This is a genomic window from Pseudomonas sp. FW305-25, assembly GCF_017351415.1.
GTDB lineage: Bacteria > Pseudomonadota > Gammaproteobacteria > Pseudomonadales > Pseudomonadaceae > Aquipseudomonas > Aquipseudomonas chlororaphis.
The window spans coordinates 1-15,411 of the sequence record NZ_JACNDE010000009.1 but is presented as its reverse complement, the minus strand read 5'-3'; the positions used below and the strand labels follow the sequence as shown (position 1 = coordinate 15,411).

At 65.0% G+C, this 15,411-nt stretch carries 14 protein-coding genes; 2 read left to right on the top strand and 12 right to left on the bottom strand.

The genetic code is table 11. The features are described 5' to 3' along the window. Positions 1–6 precede the first annotated feature (6 nt). A complete protein-coding gene (locus tag J4E58_RS10945; protein WP_087090016.1) occupies positions 7–828 on the bottom strand; it encodes an amidohydrolase family protein in 822 nt (273 codons plus the stop codon). Positions 829–902: 74 nt separating this feature from the next. On the opposite strand from J4E58_RS10945, the gene J4E58_RS10940 reads away from it, so the two are divergent. Next, a complete protein-coding gene (locus tag J4E58_RS10940; protein ID WP_143481880.1) occupies positions 903–1,259 on the top strand; it encodes a hypothetical protein in 357 nt (118 codons plus the stop codon). Further along, positions 1,243–2,517: a glycoside hydrolase family 68 protein gene (locus tag J4E58_RS10935; protein WP_087090014.1), complete on the top strand. Its 1,275-nt coding sequence runs from the start codon at positions 1,243–1,245 to the stop codon at positions 2,515–2,517. Before J4E58_RS10940 ends, J4E58_RS10935 begins: the two co-directional genes overlap by 17 nt. A 228-nt stretch (positions 2,518–2,745) precedes the next feature. On the opposite strand, the gene J4E58_RS10930 is transcribed toward J4E58_RS10935, so the two are convergent. The 11 genes from J4E58_RS10930 to J4E58_RS10880 all read right to left on the bottom strand — a co-directional run bounded on the left by J4E58_RS10930 (position 2,746) and on the right by J4E58_RS10880 (position 14,920). After that, a complete protein-coding gene (locus tag J4E58_RS10930; protein ID WP_087090012.1) occupies positions 2,746–3,840 on the bottom strand; it encodes a polyamine ABC transporter substrate-binding protein in 1,095 nt (364 codons plus the stop codon). 105 nt (positions 3,841–3,945) lie between these two features. Next, positions 3,946–4,761 carry a carbon-nitrogen hydrolase family protein gene (locus tag J4E58_RS10925; RefSeq protein WP_087090010.1) on the bottom strand — a complete coding sequence of 272 codons (816 nt, stop codon included), beginning with the start codon at positions 4,759–4,761 and terminating at the stop codon, positions 3,946–3,948. A 162-nt stretch (positions 4,762–4,923) separates the two neighbouring features. Continuing rightward, positions 4,924–5,307, bottom strand: a complete 384-nt coding sequence (locus tag J4E58_RS10920; RefSeq protein ID WP_007929460.1) for a hypothetical protein — start codon at positions 5,305–5,307, stop codon at positions 4,924–4,926. Further along, positions 5,304–6,818, bottom strand: a complete 1,515-nt coding sequence (locus J4E58_RS10915) for an NAD(P)/FAD-dependent oxidoreductase (protein WP_087090008.1) — start codon at positions 6,816–6,818, stop codon at positions 5,304–5,306. The genes J4E58_RS10920 and J4E58_RS10915 overlap by 4 nt, the downstream gene beginning before the upstream one ends. Positions 6,819–6,930: 112 nt before the next feature. Next, a complete protein-coding gene (locus J4E58_RS10910) occupies positions 6,931–7,428 on the bottom strand; it encodes an HIT family protein (RefSeq protein WP_087090006.1) in 498 nt (165 codons plus the stop codon). 48 nt (positions 7,429–7,476) lie between these two features. After that, on the bottom strand, positions 7,477–8,433 hold the full coding sequence (locus J4E58_RS10905; protein WP_053262531.1) for a fatty acid desaturase: 957 nt from the start codon (positions 8,431–8,433) through the stop codon (positions 7,477–7,479). Between the two features lie 26 nt (positions 8,434–8,459). Further along, complete coding sequence (locus J4E58_RS10900; RefSeq protein WP_087090004.1) at positions 8,460–9,491, bottom strand: ferredoxin--NADP reductase; 1,032 nt, start codon at positions 9,489–9,491, stop codon at positions 8,460–8,462. Then, positions 9,488–10,792: a fatty acid desaturase gene (locus J4E58_RS10895; protein ID WP_087090002.1), complete on the bottom strand. Its 1,305-nt coding sequence runs from the start codon at positions 10,790–10,792 to the stop codon at positions 9,488–9,490. The genes J4E58_RS10900 and J4E58_RS10895 overlap by 4 nt, the downstream gene beginning before the upstream one ends. 79 nt (positions 10,793–10,871) lie before the next feature. After that, a complete protein-coding gene (locus tag J4E58_RS10890; RefSeq protein WP_087090000.1) occupies positions 10,872–12,008 on the bottom strand; it encodes an acyl-CoA dehydrogenase family protein in 1,137 nt (378 codons plus the stop codon). A gap of 28 nt (positions 12,009–12,036) precedes the next feature. Further along, positions 12,037–14,649, bottom strand: a complete 2,613-nt coding sequence (locus tag J4E58_RS10885; protein ID WP_087089998.1) for an aminotransferase class III-fold pyridoxal phosphate-dependent enzyme — start codon at positions 14,647–14,649, stop codon at positions 12,037–12,039. Then, positions 14,642–14,920, bottom strand: a complete 279-nt coding sequence (locus J4E58_RS10880) for an acyl carrier protein (RefSeq protein WP_087089996.1) — start codon at positions 14,918–14,920, stop codon at positions 14,642–14,644. The genes J4E58_RS10885 and J4E58_RS10880 overlap by 8 nt, the downstream gene beginning before the upstream one ends. Between the last annotated feature and the right edge of the window lie 491 nt (positions 14,921–15,411).

Sequence of the window (15,411 nt, the reverse complement as noted above, 5' to 3'; positions counted from 1 at the left end):
GCTGCGTTACAAGCCGAATACCCGCCGCGCATTGCCCTGCAGGAACTTGTCCCGTACCGGCTCCGGCAGCTCCAGGGCCTGGACCTGCTGCATGCATTTGGCGAACGGCAACTGCGGGAAATTACTGCCGAACAACACCTTGTCCTGCCCGTAGGTGCGCATGAAATGCAGCAGCTGCGGCGGGTAATAGGCCGGCAGGTAGGCCGAGGTGTCGATGTAGATATTGTCGTGCTTCCAGGCCAGGCCGATCATCTCGTCGGTCCAGGGGTGGCCGATGTGCCCGGCGACGATTCGCAGTTCCGGGAAGTCCAGCGCCACCTCATCCAGATAAGGCACCGGCCGCCCGGTTTCCGAAGGCATCAGCGGGCCGGTGTGGCCGACCTGGGTGCAGAAGGGAATGCCCAGCTCCACGCACTTGGCGTACAGCGGGTAGTACAGGCGGTGGTTGGGCGGCAGTTTCCACAGCCAGGGCACAATGCGCAGGGCCTTGCAGCCCAGCTCGTCCACCGCCCGCTGCAGCTCGGCCAGCGCCGCCATCGGCCGGCTCAGGTCCACCGTGGCCACGCCGACGAAACGCTCGGGATAGGCGCGGGTGAATGCAGCAATTTCATCGTTGCTGAACACCCAGCGCTCCGGCCGGCACCAGGCCGCCAGCATCAGCTTCTCGACCCCGGCCTGGTCCATCAGCTCGACGGTCTGCTCGATGCTCAGCGGCTGGTCCAGCAAGTACGCGGAACCTGACTTCTCGAACAACCGCGCCACCTCCGGCAGCAACAGCCGCGCCCGGCCGTTGGCCGGTTGTGCCCATGCGTCGATTGCACCCTTCATGAGAGCTATCCCCCTCTGCTGACCGTGATTCAGGCGACGAGGGCTCAGGCTACGTCCGCGCCATGACAGCGACAATGTTCGCAGCGCTCGGCGGCGTTGACCGATCCGCCCAGGTTCGACTCCCGCCCTTGACCTTGTTCCGCCCCCTTCCTTTCCCCTTCTGCGCCCCTCGGACCGACCAACGGTTCCAAGCGCGCATTTTGCTGGCATCGTCGCTGATCAGGCCGAAAAACAAACTTCTGGAAACACAACAAGCTGAAACGTATCAGCTCCAGCAAAAACGGCAATTATGCATAAATGCAAATTTACCCTTGACCCGAAAAATCGCCTCGCTTAAGGTGAAATTGCTGTATGTACATACAGTATTTTTTGATGAGCATTTATGTGAATCCATTCACGGACGAGGTATTACCTATGAAAAGCAACACTGAAAAATTCGGCAAAACACCCCATCAACCCAGCCTCTGGACTCGCGCCGATGCGCTGAAAGTCCATGCGGACGATCCCACCACGACCCAGCCACTGGTCAGCGCGGATTTCCCGGTACTGAGCAACGAGGTGTTCATCTGGGACACCATGCCGCTGCGCGACCTGGACGGTAACGTGACCTCGGTCGACGGCTGGTCGGTAATCTTCACCCTGACCGCGGATCGTCATCCGAACGACCCGCAGTACATCGACGAAAACGGCAACTACGACATCACCCGCGACTGGAACGACCGCCATGGTCGGGCAAAGATGTACTACTGGTTTTCCCGTACCGGCAAGGACTGGGAACTGGGTGGCCGGGTGATGGCCGAAGGTGTTTCGCCCACGGTTCGCGAATGGGCCGGCACGCCGATCCTGTTGAACGAACAGGGTGAAGTGGATCTGTACTACACCGCCGTCACGCCGGGCGCGACCATCGTCAAGGTGCGTGGCCGGGTGGTGACCACCGAGCATGGCGTCAGCATGGTCGGCTTCGAGAAGGTCAAGCCGCTGTTCGAGGCCGACGGCAAGATGTACCAGACCGAAGCGCAGAACCCCTTCTGGGGCTTCCGCGATCCATGGCCGTTCCGCGACCCCAACGACGGCAAGCTGTACATGCTGTTCGAAGGCAACGTGGCCGGCGAGCGCGGCTCGCACACAGTGGGCGAAGCAGAAATCGGCGACGTGCCGCCAGGTTATGAAGACGTCGGCAACTCCCGCTTCCAGACCGCCTGCGTCGGTATCGCCGTGGCCCGTGACGAAGACGGCGACGACTGGGAAATGCTGCCGCCGCTGCTGACCGCGGTCGGCGTCAACGACCAGACCGAACGCCCGCACTTCGTGTTCCAGGACGGCAAGTACTACCTGTTCACCATCAGCCACACCTTCACCTATGCCGACGGCGTGACCGGGCCGGACGGGGTGTACGGTTTTGTCGCCGACTCGCTGTTCGGTCCCTACGTGCCGTTGAACGGTTCCGGCCTGGTGTTGGGCAACCCGTCCTCCCAGCCGTTCCAGACCTACTCGCACTGTGTGATGCCCAACGGCCTGGTGACCTCCTTTATCGACAGCGTACCGACCGACGAAAGCGGCACGCAGACTCGTATCGGCGGTACCGAAGCACCGACGGTCGGGATCAGGATCAAAGGGCAACAGACCTTCGTGGTAGCCGAGTACGACTACGGTTACATCCCGCCGATGCTCGATGTAACGCTCAAGTAATAGCGACACCGGGCGTTCAGGCAGCGGGTTCGAGTTCGATGAAGAACCCGTTGTGGATATGAATCGAGATATCCCGCCTGGCTCACTGCGACTTTGCTCAGGAGCTTCATTGAACAATGCGTAGTACCGTCCCTTCGGAACTGGCTACACGGATGTAGCCAGTTCTGCTCCTTCCTTGCGTGACGCCCCTTTCCCCTTGGCCAGCATGGCTGTCCACTCCCCCCAGGCTCAGCTCCCGGTCTTGACCTTGCTCCAGACCCGGGTACGCACCCGTTCCATTTTCAGCGGCAGCGGTTCCAGCGGGAACAGCCTGGCCATCACTTCCCTGGACGGATAGACACCCGGGTTGTCGCGGATTTTCTGCTCCACCAGCGCTGTGGCATCGCGGTTGGCGTTGGGGTAGCCCAGGTAGTCGGAAGACTGGGCAATCACTGACGGACGCAACAGGTAGTCGATGAACTTCAGGCCATCCTGTGGGTGCGGCGCGTCCTTGAGCAACACCAGGTTCTCCACCCAGACCGGCCCGCCTTCGCGCGGAATGCTGTAGACCAGACGGCGGCCGTTGTCAGCCTTCTGCGAGGCGACCTGGGCATCGAACACCCCGCCGCTCCAGCCCACCACCACGCAGACGTTGCCGTTGGCCAGGTCGGAGATGAACTTCGACGAATCGAAGTAGCGGATATGCGGCCGGACCTTGAGCAGCAAGGCCTCGGCCTTCTTGTAATCCTCGGGGTTCTGGCTGTTGTAGGGCAGGCCCAGGTAATGCAGGGCGATGGGGATGATTTCGTTCGGTGCATCGAGCATGGCCACCCCGCACTGGCTGAGCCTGGCCAGGTTCTCTTCCTTGAAGATCAGGTCCCAGGAGTCCACCGGCGCCTGGTCGCCGAGCAGCGCCTTGACCTTGTCGACGTCATAACCGATGCCCGTGGTGCCCCACAGGTAGGGTGCGGCGAAGCGGTTGCCGGGGTCGTTGCTCTGCACCTTGGCCAGCATCTCGGGGTCCAGGTGCGACCAGTTGCCGAGCTGGCTGCGGTCCAGTTCCTGGAGCACCCCGGCCTTGATCAGGTTCGGCAGCAGGTCGCTGCTGGCCACCACCACGTCATAGCCGCTGCGCCCGGCCATCAGCTTGCTTTGCATCACGTCGCTGTTGTCGAAGGTGTCCTGCAGCACGCTGATGCCGGTTTCCTTGTGGAACTGTCCGGGCGTGTCCGGGGCGATGTAGTCGTACCAGTTGTAGAAATGCACGCTCGGTTCGGCGGCCTGGGCCGTAGCGAAACCGAACAGTGCGGCCAGGGCCAGGGGCAAACAGCGGATAGCTTTCATCTGAGGACTCCGAGCGTTGGCACCCGCCCAAGGGACGTGCGCCTCGCCTGCTGATTATGGATTGTTATGGCAGGGCCGAAAGCGGCGGAAAAACAGCGATGGGGTTTAAGGGATCAACAGCTCGCGACGGCCATCGGCGTGCTCGACGTATTCGCCGGACAGTTGCAGGCGCCGGTCGTGCAGGTAGTCGTAATCGCGGCGAGCGGCCTTGAGTTGCCCGAGGTCGAGCTGCACCACCTGCCGGCACTCGTCGCGGCCGGCCTCGAACAGCAGCCGGCCGAAGGGATCGACCAGCGCACTGCCACCGGCGAACACCAGGCCGCCGGTGCCGCTGCCGACCCGGTTCACCATCACCGCGAAGGCCTGGTTCTCCTGGGCACGGGCCATGATCGCGGTGCGGTGCACCGGGCCGTAGGGGTCCATGTTGCCGTTGCTCACCAGAATCAGCTCGGCGCCCAGTTGGCCGAGGGCGCGGGCGCTTTCCGGCAGTTCGATGTCGTAGCAGATCAGCAGGCCGACCCGCACGCCCCGCCAGAGCACGGTGGTGTAACGGTCACCGGGCTGGAACAGGCCGCGCTCGTCGGGCCACAGGTGAGTCTTGCGATAACTCGTCGCCACCCCTTCGGGGGTCACCAGCAGCGAGGTGTTGTAGTAATGGCCGGCGGCTTTTTCGGCGATGCCGACCACCACCGCGATACCCTTGGCGCGCACCGCCCGCAATACGGCCTGGATACTCGGCCCGTCCAATGGCTCGGCGACCTCGGCCAGTTGCTGCTGGTTGGCGAAACCGCTGATCTGGGTTTCCGGGAAGACCAGCAGGTCGATGTCGTCATCACAGTCGGCAATGCCCTGCAGGACCCGCTCGAGGTTGTAGGCCGTGTCGCCGTCACGACCGGCCAGTTGCATCAGTTCAATCTTCATCGTGGATCCTTTGAAGTGTCGGCAGGTCTCCGGGCGCCACATGGGTGGCACCCGCCAGGGCTGATGGCGAGTATGGAGGGGATGCAGCCGCGCGGTAATCACTGCAAAGGAGTACCCCGCCAGGGTTAGCTGGCGGGACAAGGCAACAGAAGACTGGCGGGGTCAGGCGTTACCCAGCGACTGGCGGGAAGCCCGCGCAGCCTTCAGCGCGCGCCAGGTCCACAACGCGCCGCACAGGTCCGGCAAGGCCAGCAGCAACAGCACCGGCGACACCAGCCCGGCGGCGACGAAGGCGGCAAAAAACACCGGCACCGACAGGCGGATCGCCACCGTCAGGGCCATCAACTCGCGCCGCTCGGTGTAGCCGGCCCAGACGTAATAGACGCCCAGGTACAAGGCCAACTGGCCCATCACCCGGATCCACACCTCATCGGTCAGGGCGAAGCCGAACAACGGCAACAACAGGTTCGGCGCCAGCACCAACGCGGCGCCCAGCAACAACATGTACAGGCCGAACACAAACACGCTCTTGCCCGGATGGCTCATGGTTTCACTCCTTGGGGGTGCGAGGTGAGGCGATAGGCCTCGGCATCGAAATAACGGGTCTGCTGCCGGAACTGCCAGCTGAACCCTGGCCACAGGGCGACGTTGCGCCCGCTGTCGGGGTCCATGTACCAGCTCTGGCAACGGCCGACGCTCCATACCGCACCGCGCAGCCGGTGGCGCAGGCCCTGGTTGAAGCGCGCCTGGGCCTGTGGATCGACATCGACGCTGGTCACTCCCAGGCGTTGCAGGGTGTCCAGGGCGCCGAGGATGTAGGCGATCTGCGACTCGATCATGTAGACGATGGAGTTGTGCCCCAGGCCGGTGTTGGGGCCCATCAACAGGAACAGATTGGGAAAGCCGCTGACCGTGGTGCCCTTGTAGGCTTCGCTGCCCTGCTGCCAGGTGTTGACTATGTCCACCCCGCCACGCCCGAGGATCATCCCCGCCGGGAACGGCGTGCGCGCCTTGAAGCCGGTGCCGAAGATCAGCGCATCCAGGGCATGGCGCTGGCCGTCGACGGTGATCAGCGCGTCCTCGGTGACTTCACGGATACCGCTGGTGACCAGCCGGGTGTTGGCCTGGGCCAGGGCCGGAAAATAATCGTTGGACAGCAGGATGCGCTTGCAGCCGATGGCGTAGTCCGGGGTCAGTCGCCGGCGCAGTTCCGGGTCCTTGACCTGGCGCCGCAACAGGTTGAGCGCCAGCCATTTGTGCAAGGCCATCAGCCGCGGGTTGAACACGAAGCCGAACACCCGGGTTTCATGGGCGGTGTAGATCAGCCCGCGCAACAGCCGCTGCACCGCGGGAAAACGCCGCAGCAGGCGCTGGGCGGTCGTGGAAAAGGCCCGGTCCGGCTTGGGGATGATCCACGGCGGCGTGCGCTGGAACACCGCCAGGCTGGCCACCCGCGGCTGGATCTGCGGCACGAACTGGATCGCCGAGGCGCCGGTGCCGATCACCCCCACTCGCTTGCCGGCCAGGACGTAGTCATGGTCCCAATGCTGGGAATGAAAGACCCGGCCCTTGAAGCGCTCAAGCCCCGGCAGTCGGGGATAGTCCGGGGTCGACAAGGCCCCGGTGCCGGCCACCACCACCTGGGCAAAACGCACGCCGCCACGGGCATCCGTCACCTGCCACAGGGCGCGCTCTTCCAGCCAGCGCAGGCCGGTGACCGCGGTGTTGAAGCAACAGTGTTGCAGCACCTGATACTTGTCGGCGCAGTGCCTGAGGTAATCGCGGATCTCCGGCTGCGGCGAAAAGCGCCGCGACCAGTCGGGGTTGGGCTCGAAGGAAAACGAATAGAGGTGGGAAGGAATATCGCAGGCACAGCCGGGGTACTGATTGACCCACCAGGTGCCGCCGACGCCGGCTTCCTGTTCGAGGATCAGGAAGTCCTGTTCGCCGCGCTGGCGCAGGTTGATCGCCATGCCGATGCCGGAGAAGCCGGCGCCGATGATCACGACCCGATAGACCCGCGCGGGGTCGGCCTGCTCCTGAAGTAGCGCACTCATGTTCCTGACTCCTGGCGGCACAAACGCCGGGCGAGACCGCCCGCAGCGCATGCACGGCTGTTCATTCCGAAGTTCTGTGGATCGAGGGTGGGCCGCTCACCGGCCCTGGCGGTTAGGTTGACGTTGCGTGCAGCCTGCTGGTCCGGTGCGCCAGGTTCTCCAGCGCCTGCGGGTCGAGTTCGGCGGCGATCACCAGGGCCTGGCGACGCAGGGTCTGCAGGGGCGTGCGGCGGCCGAATATGCCGGTGAAGTGCATGAACATGCGCAGGCCGAAACCCAGCCCATCGCCCCTTTGCCGCGGCACCAGGTGCAGGTGGGCGTGGGGAATGTGCTGGTTGGTGGCCTTGCCGTCGTTGACGATCAGGTGCGTGCCTTCCACCCCGAAGCCGGCGCGCCGCTGGGCGGCGAGCAGGGTATCGAACACCTGGTACAGGTGCTGGCGGATGACCGTGGGCAGTTGCTCGAGTTTTTCCACATGGGCCAGCGGGATCAGCAGCAAGTGCCCCTGCCCCAGCGGATGCACATCCATGAAGGCCATGCAGTGGGTGTCGCGATAGACCAGGGCACTGGGCAATTCGCCGGCCGCGATCTGGCAGAAAATACAGGTCATCCGTGAATCCTCGGTGAGTGGCGCTCCTTCGGGCGCTGTAAATGTAGCTCACGCCGCTCGCCGAGGTTCGGCGCAAGTTGTTACCGGACGTCGCGCGAACATCCGCGCCAGCAGCCAGCGGTCGCGCAGGTAGGGCTTGTTGTCCAGCAGCGCCGCCAGCCGCGGCAGGTTGACGAAGGGCACGCCGGGGTAGATGTGATGCTCGACGTGGTAGTTGATATTGGCCCACAACAGGCCGATCAGCCGGTCGCTGACGGTCACGGTGTTCTTCGCCAGGTCCAGGCGCTCCGGGTCGCCAACCGCCAGGGTGGCCATGGGGAAGTGCTCATAGCCCCGGGAAATCGGGTTGATCACCAGCGCCAGCAACAGCAGCGGCACGATGAAGATCAGCACGAATTGCAGCATCAGCCCCTGGCTGTAGCACCAGGCGCCGATCGCCGCCATCGACAGCAGATTGAACGCCAGCTCGCGCAGCACCCGGTTGCGCACCGCCTTGCCGTAGCGCACCAGGGAAAAGTAGATGAAGCGCGGCACGAACACGGCGATGCGCAGGAACATCCACTTCACCCCGCCGGTGTAGTTCCAGTCGTCGGGGTCCTTGTCCGGGTCGCCCAGGTAGCGGTGATGGTATTTGTGGCACTCGGTGAAGGAGGAAAACGGGAACACGATGAACCAGGCCATGAAGCGCCCGACCCACAGGTTCAGCGCCGCCGAACGAAAGCCGCTGGCATGCCCGCAATCGTGCTGCAGCACGGTGAAGGCATGCAGCTGGTTGCCCAGCACCAGCACCGCCAGCGCCAGGCCCCAGGGGTTGTCGCCGAGCAGGATGTACAGCGCCGCCGCGCACCAGACCAGCACATGCAGTACCGACCAGAGCACGAACTTCAGCGGCTGCGGCTGCATCAGTGCCTGCAGCTGGGCCTGGCGCTCGCGGTCGACCCGCAGTTCGGCGCGCTTGGCCAGCCGCAGTTCGTCCTCGGCGGCGTGGTGGGTTGAATGATTCATGAATTGACCTTCCTCTGTCTGTATCGCTAATCGACTTGCAGGCGCACGTCGTCCGTCAATGGATAGCCCACGCACAACAGTGCCTGGCCCCGGTTCAGTTCGTCCGCCGACAGCCCATGGTCCTCGCGCATGCGTACCTGCCCCGCCAGCCGGGTGCAGACGCAGGCCGTGCAGAAACCGCTGCGGCAGGAAAACGGTGGCTGCACGCCGCTGGCCAGGGCCGCGTCGAGCAGGGTCTGGCCCGGGGCGACCGTGAAACTGAACGCCTGGCCCTGCATCAGCAGCTCCACGCGTTTTTCCGTGTCGCCGCTGGCCACTGGCGCCTTGGCCGGGGTGAAACGCTCCTGGTGCACGCTTTCCGGGGCGATACCCAGGGCCTCCAGGGCGGCGGTCACCTCGTCCATCATGCCGCTGGGGCCGCAGCTGTAGTATTCGCGGGCTTGCGGGCCGGGCAGCGCGCCGAGAATCTCGATCACCCGCTGCCGGGTCAGGCGCCCTTCGTGGGCCCCCGGGGTGTCCGGCCGCGACAGCACATGCACCAGTTGCAAGCGCTCGCCGAAGGTCTGGCGCAGCTGGTCGAGCTTGTCGCGAAAGATCACCGACTGCTGATTGCGGTTGCCGTAGATCAGCGACACCTGGGCGTCCGGCTCGAAGTGCAGCGCCGACTTGAGGATCGAGAAGATCGGCGTGATCCCGCTGCCCGCCGCCAGCAGCACCAGGTGCCGCCCCCGGCCCGGCTGCGGGGCGAAGGTGAAGCGGCCGTGGGTGCCGAGGGTCTGCACCGCGTCGCCGGCGCTCAGCTCCTGCACCAGGCGGTTGGAAACCTTGCCGCCGGCCACGCGCTTGACGGTGATTGACAGGGTCTTGTCCAGCCCCGGCGTGCTGCTGATGGAATAGGCGCGGCAGCCCTTGGCGCCGTCGACGTCGACCTCCAGGGTCAGGTACTGCCCGGCGCTGTAGCGGACTTTGCGCAGCAGCGGCTGCTTGAGGTGAATGGTGACCGCGTCGTCGGTTTCCCGTTCGATGGCGGCGACTTTCAAAGTCAGGGGACGGTTCATGGCTGGCCCAGGGCGCTGTGCGCGGGGGTGGGTTCGTCGGCGTTGCGCGGTGTGGCGAGGCGCCGTTGATGGGCATGTTCATGGGCCGCGATGGGCGCCGGCAGCACCCGGAATTGCAGCAGGCGGACTTTCTCTGCGTGGTCCAGCGGCTGCCACCAGTCGAGCTTGTCCGCCAACGCATCGAAGCGGCGCAGCATCAGCAGCACGAACAGGCCGAATACGCTGAGGTCGCGAAACACCATGGAACCCGCGGCCGCCAGTTCCGGCTTGAGCCGCTCGAACAGCGCCGGGCTCTCCGACCAGTGGCCGACGGACCAGTGATGGTGGCAGGCGTGGTAACCCTCGTTGAGGATGTTCACCGGTGTTTCCAGCAGGGTCACGGTGTTGTACATCCAGTCCTTGGGGTCTTGCTGGCCGCCGTAGAAGGCGTGCTGGCTCCAGTGGATGACGCCCATCAGGAAGTTGCTCGCGCACCAGGGCACCAGCATGTAGAGCACGGCGATCGGCAGGCTGTAGCACGCCAGCGCGACGAACAGCCCGACATGCACCAGGTTGCCCATGACCATGGCCCGGGCCTGGCTGCGCTTGTGTTTGCTCTTGAAGTACAGCCAGGGCGAAACCATGAACTGCTGGTACATCACCTCGCGCACCATATACACGGCGAAATCCCAGGCGCTGGCATGGTCGTAGCGCGCGGTGGCGTAGACATCCAGCGGCCCGGCGTTTTCCCGGTGATGCTGTTGCAGGTGCGCCGCCGCATGGGGGATCAGGCCCATGGGAATGGCGAAGAACATGTACAGGAAGGAATTGCCGACCCAGCGATCGAGCAGGCTCGAACGCTTGAAGATGCCACCGGGCACGTGGCCTTCCTGATGCATGGCGCTGAAGGAGCGGACAAAGCCGCGAATGTTCGGCCCATAGACGAAGGCGTAGAACAGCAGCACCAGCAGCCAGGAGATTTCCTTGAGCCACAGCTGGGCGATGAGCACCGGCCCGGCGGTCAGGCCCAGGCTGATGGCGGCGGCCAGGATCGGCTCGTCCCGCGGGTCCTTGAGCAAGCGGTCGGCCAGGGGTTGCAACAAGCGGTGATAGCTCGTCACCAGCCAGTTGCCCAGAGCCTTCATTCCCGGCAGCCACGACAGCATCCGGCGCCCGGCCTGCAAGGTGCACGACAGGGCCAGAATCACGACGATGGCCGCGGTGTTGAACACCAGCAGCAGGCTGAACAGCGGAATAGCCAGGCAGTGAAACCCGCGACCGACATTGGCCGGGCGCGGCGGATAGAGAAAATCGCTACTCATGCTTCTACTCCATTAGGCATGTTGCCGAGGCCGGAGCGACGCCAGGGGCGCCGAAGCTCCGGCTGCGGTAGCAGGCGAATCAGGCGCTGTAGGACTCGCGCAGGAACTGCGCCAGCAACGGCGTGGCGGCGCTGCGGGAGATCGGGTGGAAGCCGATCGCCCGGGAGGCCGCCAGCAGATAGGCCACTTCGTCGGAGGCGATGAACGCCATGCCACCCAACAGCTCGACGCTGAGGTTGGTCGCCCGCTCGATCGCCGCCTGCACCAGGAAGCGCGTGCACAGCGCCTTGTGGTAGGTGTTCATCGGCGCATCCTGTTGTGCCTGCAATTCGCCGGCGGTGCCGAGCAGCGCCTGATGGGCGCCCTCCAGTTCGATGCACAGCAGGGCCAGTTGCGCGGGGTCGGCGAAGGGCTTTCTCAGCAACCGGTCAACCAGCGCCGAAGCCACGCCCAGGTAGCTGCCGCCGACCATCAGCTGGAACCAGCTCAGGCCGTTGAGCGAGGTTTCCATGGCGGTGGCGGCCACTTCTTCGCTGTCGGCGCCGTCGGCCAACAACATGCGCTCGCTGGGCACGAACACGCCGTTGAACGCCAGTTCGTTGCTGTCGGTGGCACGCAGCACCGTGGCGTTCCAGAAGGGTTCGCGGGTGATCGTGCTGCCATCGGCAAAGACCACGGCAAAGCCCTGGCTGACGCTGCCGTCGTCCTGTTCACAGGCGACGCCGACCACGATCACGTCCATGTGGTGGCTCATGGTGCAGGGCTTCTTGCTGCCGTCGAGGACAAAACCGCCCTCCACCGGCCGCGCCTTGACGCTGCGGTTGAAGATCTCCGAGCCCGGCTTGCCCTCGGCGAAGGCCGAGGCGATCAGCAGTTGGTTCTGGGTGATGCCCCACAACAGCTCTTCCGCCGCCGGGATCAACCCGCCCAGTTGCACGATGGTGGCGATGGTGTGGTGGTGCATGGTCATCATCACCGCCAGGGATGGGCACAGCGAACCGATGGCGCGCAGGATCTCCACGGTTTCCTCCGGCGAGGCGCCGAGGCCGCCGTAGGTCTCGGGGATGATCAGGCCGGCGGCGCGGTAGTCGCGAAACAGCCCGCAGAGCACGGCCGGATCGGCTTGCTCCAGGGCCATCAGGCCGCGCTCCCGGAGGGCGGCGAGCAGGCCCGGCAGGTACTTCTCGGTGACGTTGCGGGCGTTGTGCATCGACATGGTGTGGACTCCTTTCTCGTTGTCAGGGTTAACCGGCTTTTTCGATCAACTGCTCCACCGCGGGGGCGAAACCGAAGGCTCGGGCCAGGTCGAAGATCGCTTCGGCATCCTCCAGTGGAGGACGCTTGCCGATGCTGTAGTCGCGCTGCAGGCCGGCCATGGTCAGGACCATGGTTTCGGCCAGGCAACTGAAGGTCACGCCCGTGGGCAGACCAGTGAGGTTCTGTTGGCCGAAACGCTGGCTGCGGTCGGGCAGATGGATCAGGCCGCCTTCGATCACCGTGACGTCCGGGCGCAGTGCCAGAGTGACGTGGCCGATGTCCGGCGGCTGCGCGCAGTCGCAGATGATCGCGTTCTGATGCAGCACCAGCGGGTCGATAAAGGCCGAGCCATTGGAGGTGGCCGAGAGCACGGTTTCCAGACGCGGCAGCCAGTGGCCCAGGTCCGCGGTGATCACCAGCGGCGGCTGCACCTGCGGCTTGCCCTGGGCCAGGGCATCGACGCTGTCGAACAGCGTACGCAATTGCTCCTCGTCGCCAAGGTCGCGATCCAGCAGTTGCTCGACGCTGGCCAGGCTCGGCAGGAGCAGCACCAGGGTCTTGGCGATGCCGCTGCTGTGGCCGCCCTGGATCTGCAGCAAGGCATCGCGATACAACTCGCCGGCCACCAGCCGCAGCTCGTCCATGGCGCCCCGATTGGCCCCATTGCCGAGCAATACCAGGTGCTCGCAGAAGCGCCCCAGGCGCAGGCTGGCCAGGCGACCCACCGAACCGTAGGCACCGATCACCCCGGTCAGGCGCTTGGCCAGCGGCGCGCCGCGGTTGGCGCAAGTGCTCAGCAGCGCATCGACACCAACCATGGCCGTCAGGCTGTTGCCGGTGGTGGTGTGGAACCGCTCATTGATGACATCCACGCCGGCACTGGAAATCACCGAGGTGTAGGCCCCCAACCCGACGAAATCCACCTCCAGCTCGGCGACGCTGTCCAGGTAGTTGGCCAGCAGCTTGCGCCGCTTGCCCAGGCTCAGGCGCATCAGGTCGCGCGGTTGCAGCAGGCTGCCGACCAGCCAGCCTTCGACGTAGTCGCCGGCATCGTTGTAGACCCGGCGGGCGTGATAGGACACCCCGGCGTCGAGGTCGGGCTTGGCCCATTCGGAGAAGTCGTCGAGCCAGCCCTGCATAAAGGTTTTTTCCGCCGCCGACAGCCCCAGGCCATCCACCACGCTGTCGCCGTTGACGCTCTCGGCGGTGGTCGGGTGCAGCAGGAAGGCAAAGCGCCCCAGGCAACGCCCGCTGCTGCGTGGTTTGCCCGCTGCGATCCAGGGGCTCAGGGCCCCCCGTGGCCCGGCATAACCGTGGGCTTCGAGAATCAAGCGGTGTTGCTGGTTATGCACCACCAATTCCGCCACCGCCTTGAGGCCTTCGAGCAGCAGGTCGATATCGGCGCGCTCGATGCACAGCGGCGGCTGGATGCGCAGCACGTTGCCCTCGGTGAGGGTCGGCAGGCAGTACACCCCATGCCGGCTTTTCAGGTAGCCGCAGACGATCGGCACCAGGGCGCCGAAAGCGCTGGCCAGGGACAGCGTGTACAGGCGCTCGCCGCTCCAACGGCGAAACTTCAGGCCGAGCATCAGGCCGCGGCCGTCGAGGCTGTGGAACACCTCGGGATAGTCCTGCACCAGCCGCGACAGCCCGGCGTACAGGTAGGCGCCCTGCTCCGCCGCATGCTTGAGCTGGGCGCCGTCGTTGGCCGTGAGCTGGTCGAGCACGGCCAGGCCGATGGCGGCGCTGAAGCCGTTCACGGCGAAGGTGGAACTGTGGTGCCGGTCGAAATCGCGGCTCCAGCATTGCTCGCCGTAGATGCACGCGCCAATGGCCGCGACGCCGCCGCCCAAGGCCTTGGCCAACAGCACCACGTCCGGCTCCAGACCGTGGGCGGTGGCGGCGAACAGCTCACCGGTACGGCCCAGGCCGGTCTGGATCTCGTCGAGCACGAACAAAGTGCCGTATTGGCGGCAGAGGTTCTGCGCCGCCAGCAGGTAGCCTGGCGGTGGGGTGATCATGCCCGCCTCGCCTTGCACCGCCTCGACGAAAAAGGCCGCGGCGCGCCGGGTTTTCAGCAGTTCCTCGAGGGCCTCCAGGTCGCCATAGGGCACATGGCTGAAACCGTCGGCGCGGATCTGGAACGGCTCGCGGTAGGTGGCCTTGCCGGTAACCCCGACCGCGCCCTGGGTCTTGCCGTGAAAACCGGTCAGGGTGCCAATCACCAGTTCGCGCTGGGTCGCGGCGCGGCACAGCTTGATCGCCGCTTCGACGGTTTCCGCGCCGCTGGTGGTGAAGGTCACCTTCGAGTGGGTGCCGGGCGCCAGCTCGATCAGGCGCCGCGCCAGTTCTTCCGCGCCGGGGTTGATCAGCGGCTGGACCAGCGAGGCCTGGCCGCTGGCGAGAAAAGTGTGGATCGCCTCGGTAACAGGCGCCGCGCCATAACCGAAGGGCACCGCGCCGAACTGGCCGACGAAATCGATCAGGGTCTGGCCGCTGGCGGTTTCGATGCGAGTGCCCTGGGCGCGTACCACGGTCTCGTTGAGGCCGACGAATTCCAGCAGTTCCTGGCGGGTGATATTGAGCAATGAATCAGCCATGACTGACCTCCCCCACCGCGCCGAACGCGCCTTGGTTGATGACGCCGTACAGGTGCTGGCTGACCTTGCTCACGGTGTCGTGCAGGTAGGCCAGCTCAGGGTCCAGGGAGATGCCGAAACGGTCCTCGAACTCGGCGGACAGGCCGACGATCAGCACCGAGTCGACGCCCATCTCGTGGAACGAGCGCTCGACGTCCAGCGACCCGGAATCGACCTCCAGCAGGCTGGCCAGGGTTTCGGTCACGGCAAAGGTTATTTCGTCTATGTGCACAGTCGCCTCCCAGCGTATTTCGCTTCCTTTGCATGGCCGTTGGCCCGCGCCAACCGCGTGGTGAAACCAGCGGATCAACGCTTGGGCAGGCGTCATGATGCAAACGCGTGTTGAGTGTGGATAACCCGACGGAGCAGGCTATTTGCTACACCCCGATGCTCGGCGTCATGCCGGTTCAGCTCAATACTCCGTAAGGAGTAGCGAACCCTGTAGCCGCTGCCGCAGGCTGCGATAGGACCGAAGGTCCTCCAGCGGGCTCAAGATCCCTGCGCCTGCTGCGCAGTCGATCGCAGCCTCGCAGGCTCGGCAGCGGCTACAGGGGTTAGCGCCGACCGGTAGGTCGCGCCAGGCTTTAGCTTTTGATCCACCCGCCCCATCGGGAGGCCGAGTGGAGGCGTTCATCAGGGGGATGGCGCGCAGCGCCCCTCGACGCAGTCGAGGACATCGTATGGAGGTCGAAGCGAAGCCGACCGGAGTCGATGCCCCCTGAG

Excerpts from the sequence above, each read along its gene's own strand:
- J4E58_RS10945 (WP_087090016.1), bottom strand. The coding sequence starts at position 828 with ATGAAGGGTGCAATCGACGCATGGGCACAACCGGCCAACGGCCGGGCG.
- J4E58_RS10940 (WP_143481880.1), top strand. The coding sequence starts at position 903 with ATGTTCGCAGCGCTCGGCGGCGTTGACCGATCCGCCCAGGTTCGACTC.
- J4E58_RS10935 (WP_087090014.1), top strand. The coding sequence starts at position 1,243 with ATGAAAAGCAACACTGAAAAATTCGGCAAAACACCCCATCAACCCAGC.
- J4E58_RS10930 (WP_087090012.1), bottom strand. The coding sequence starts at position 3,840 with ATGAAAGCTATCCGCTGTTTGCCCCTGGCCCTGGCCGCACTGTTCGGT.
- J4E58_RS10925 (WP_087090010.1), bottom strand. The coding sequence starts at position 4,761 with ATGAAGATTGAACTGATGCAACTGGCCGGTCGTGACGGCGACACGGCC.
- J4E58_RS10920 (WP_007929460.1), bottom strand. The coding sequence starts at position 5,307 with ATGAGCCATCCGGGCAAGAGCGTGTTTGTGTTCGGCCTGTACATGTTG.
- J4E58_RS10915 (WP_087090008.1), bottom strand. The coding sequence starts at position 6,818 with ATGAGTGCGCTACTTCAGGAGCAGGCCGACCCCGCGCGGGTCTATCGG.
- J4E58_RS10910 (WP_087090006.1), bottom strand. The coding sequence starts at position 7,428 with ATGACCTGTATTTTCTGCCAGATCGCGGCCGGCGAATTGCCCAGTGCC.
- J4E58_RS10905 (WP_053262531.1), bottom strand. The coding sequence starts at position 8,433 with ATGAATCATTCAACCCACCACGCCGCCGAGGACGAACTGCGGCTGGCC.
- J4E58_RS10900 (WP_087090004.1), bottom strand. The coding sequence starts at position 9,491 with ATGAACCGTCCCCTGACTTTGAAAGTCGCCGCCATCGAACGGGAAACC.
- J4E58_RS10895 (WP_087090002.1), bottom strand. The coding sequence starts at position 10,792 with ATGAGTAGCGATTTTCTCTATCCGCCGCGCCCGGCCAATGTCGGTCGC.
- J4E58_RS10890 (WP_087090000.1), bottom strand. The coding sequence starts at position 12,008 with ATGTCGATGCACAACGCCCGCAACGTCACCGAGAAGTACCTGCCGGGC.
- J4E58_RS10885 (WP_087089998.1), bottom strand. The coding sequence starts at position 14,649 with ATGGCTGATTCATTGCTCAATATCACCCGCCAGGAACTGCTGGAATTC.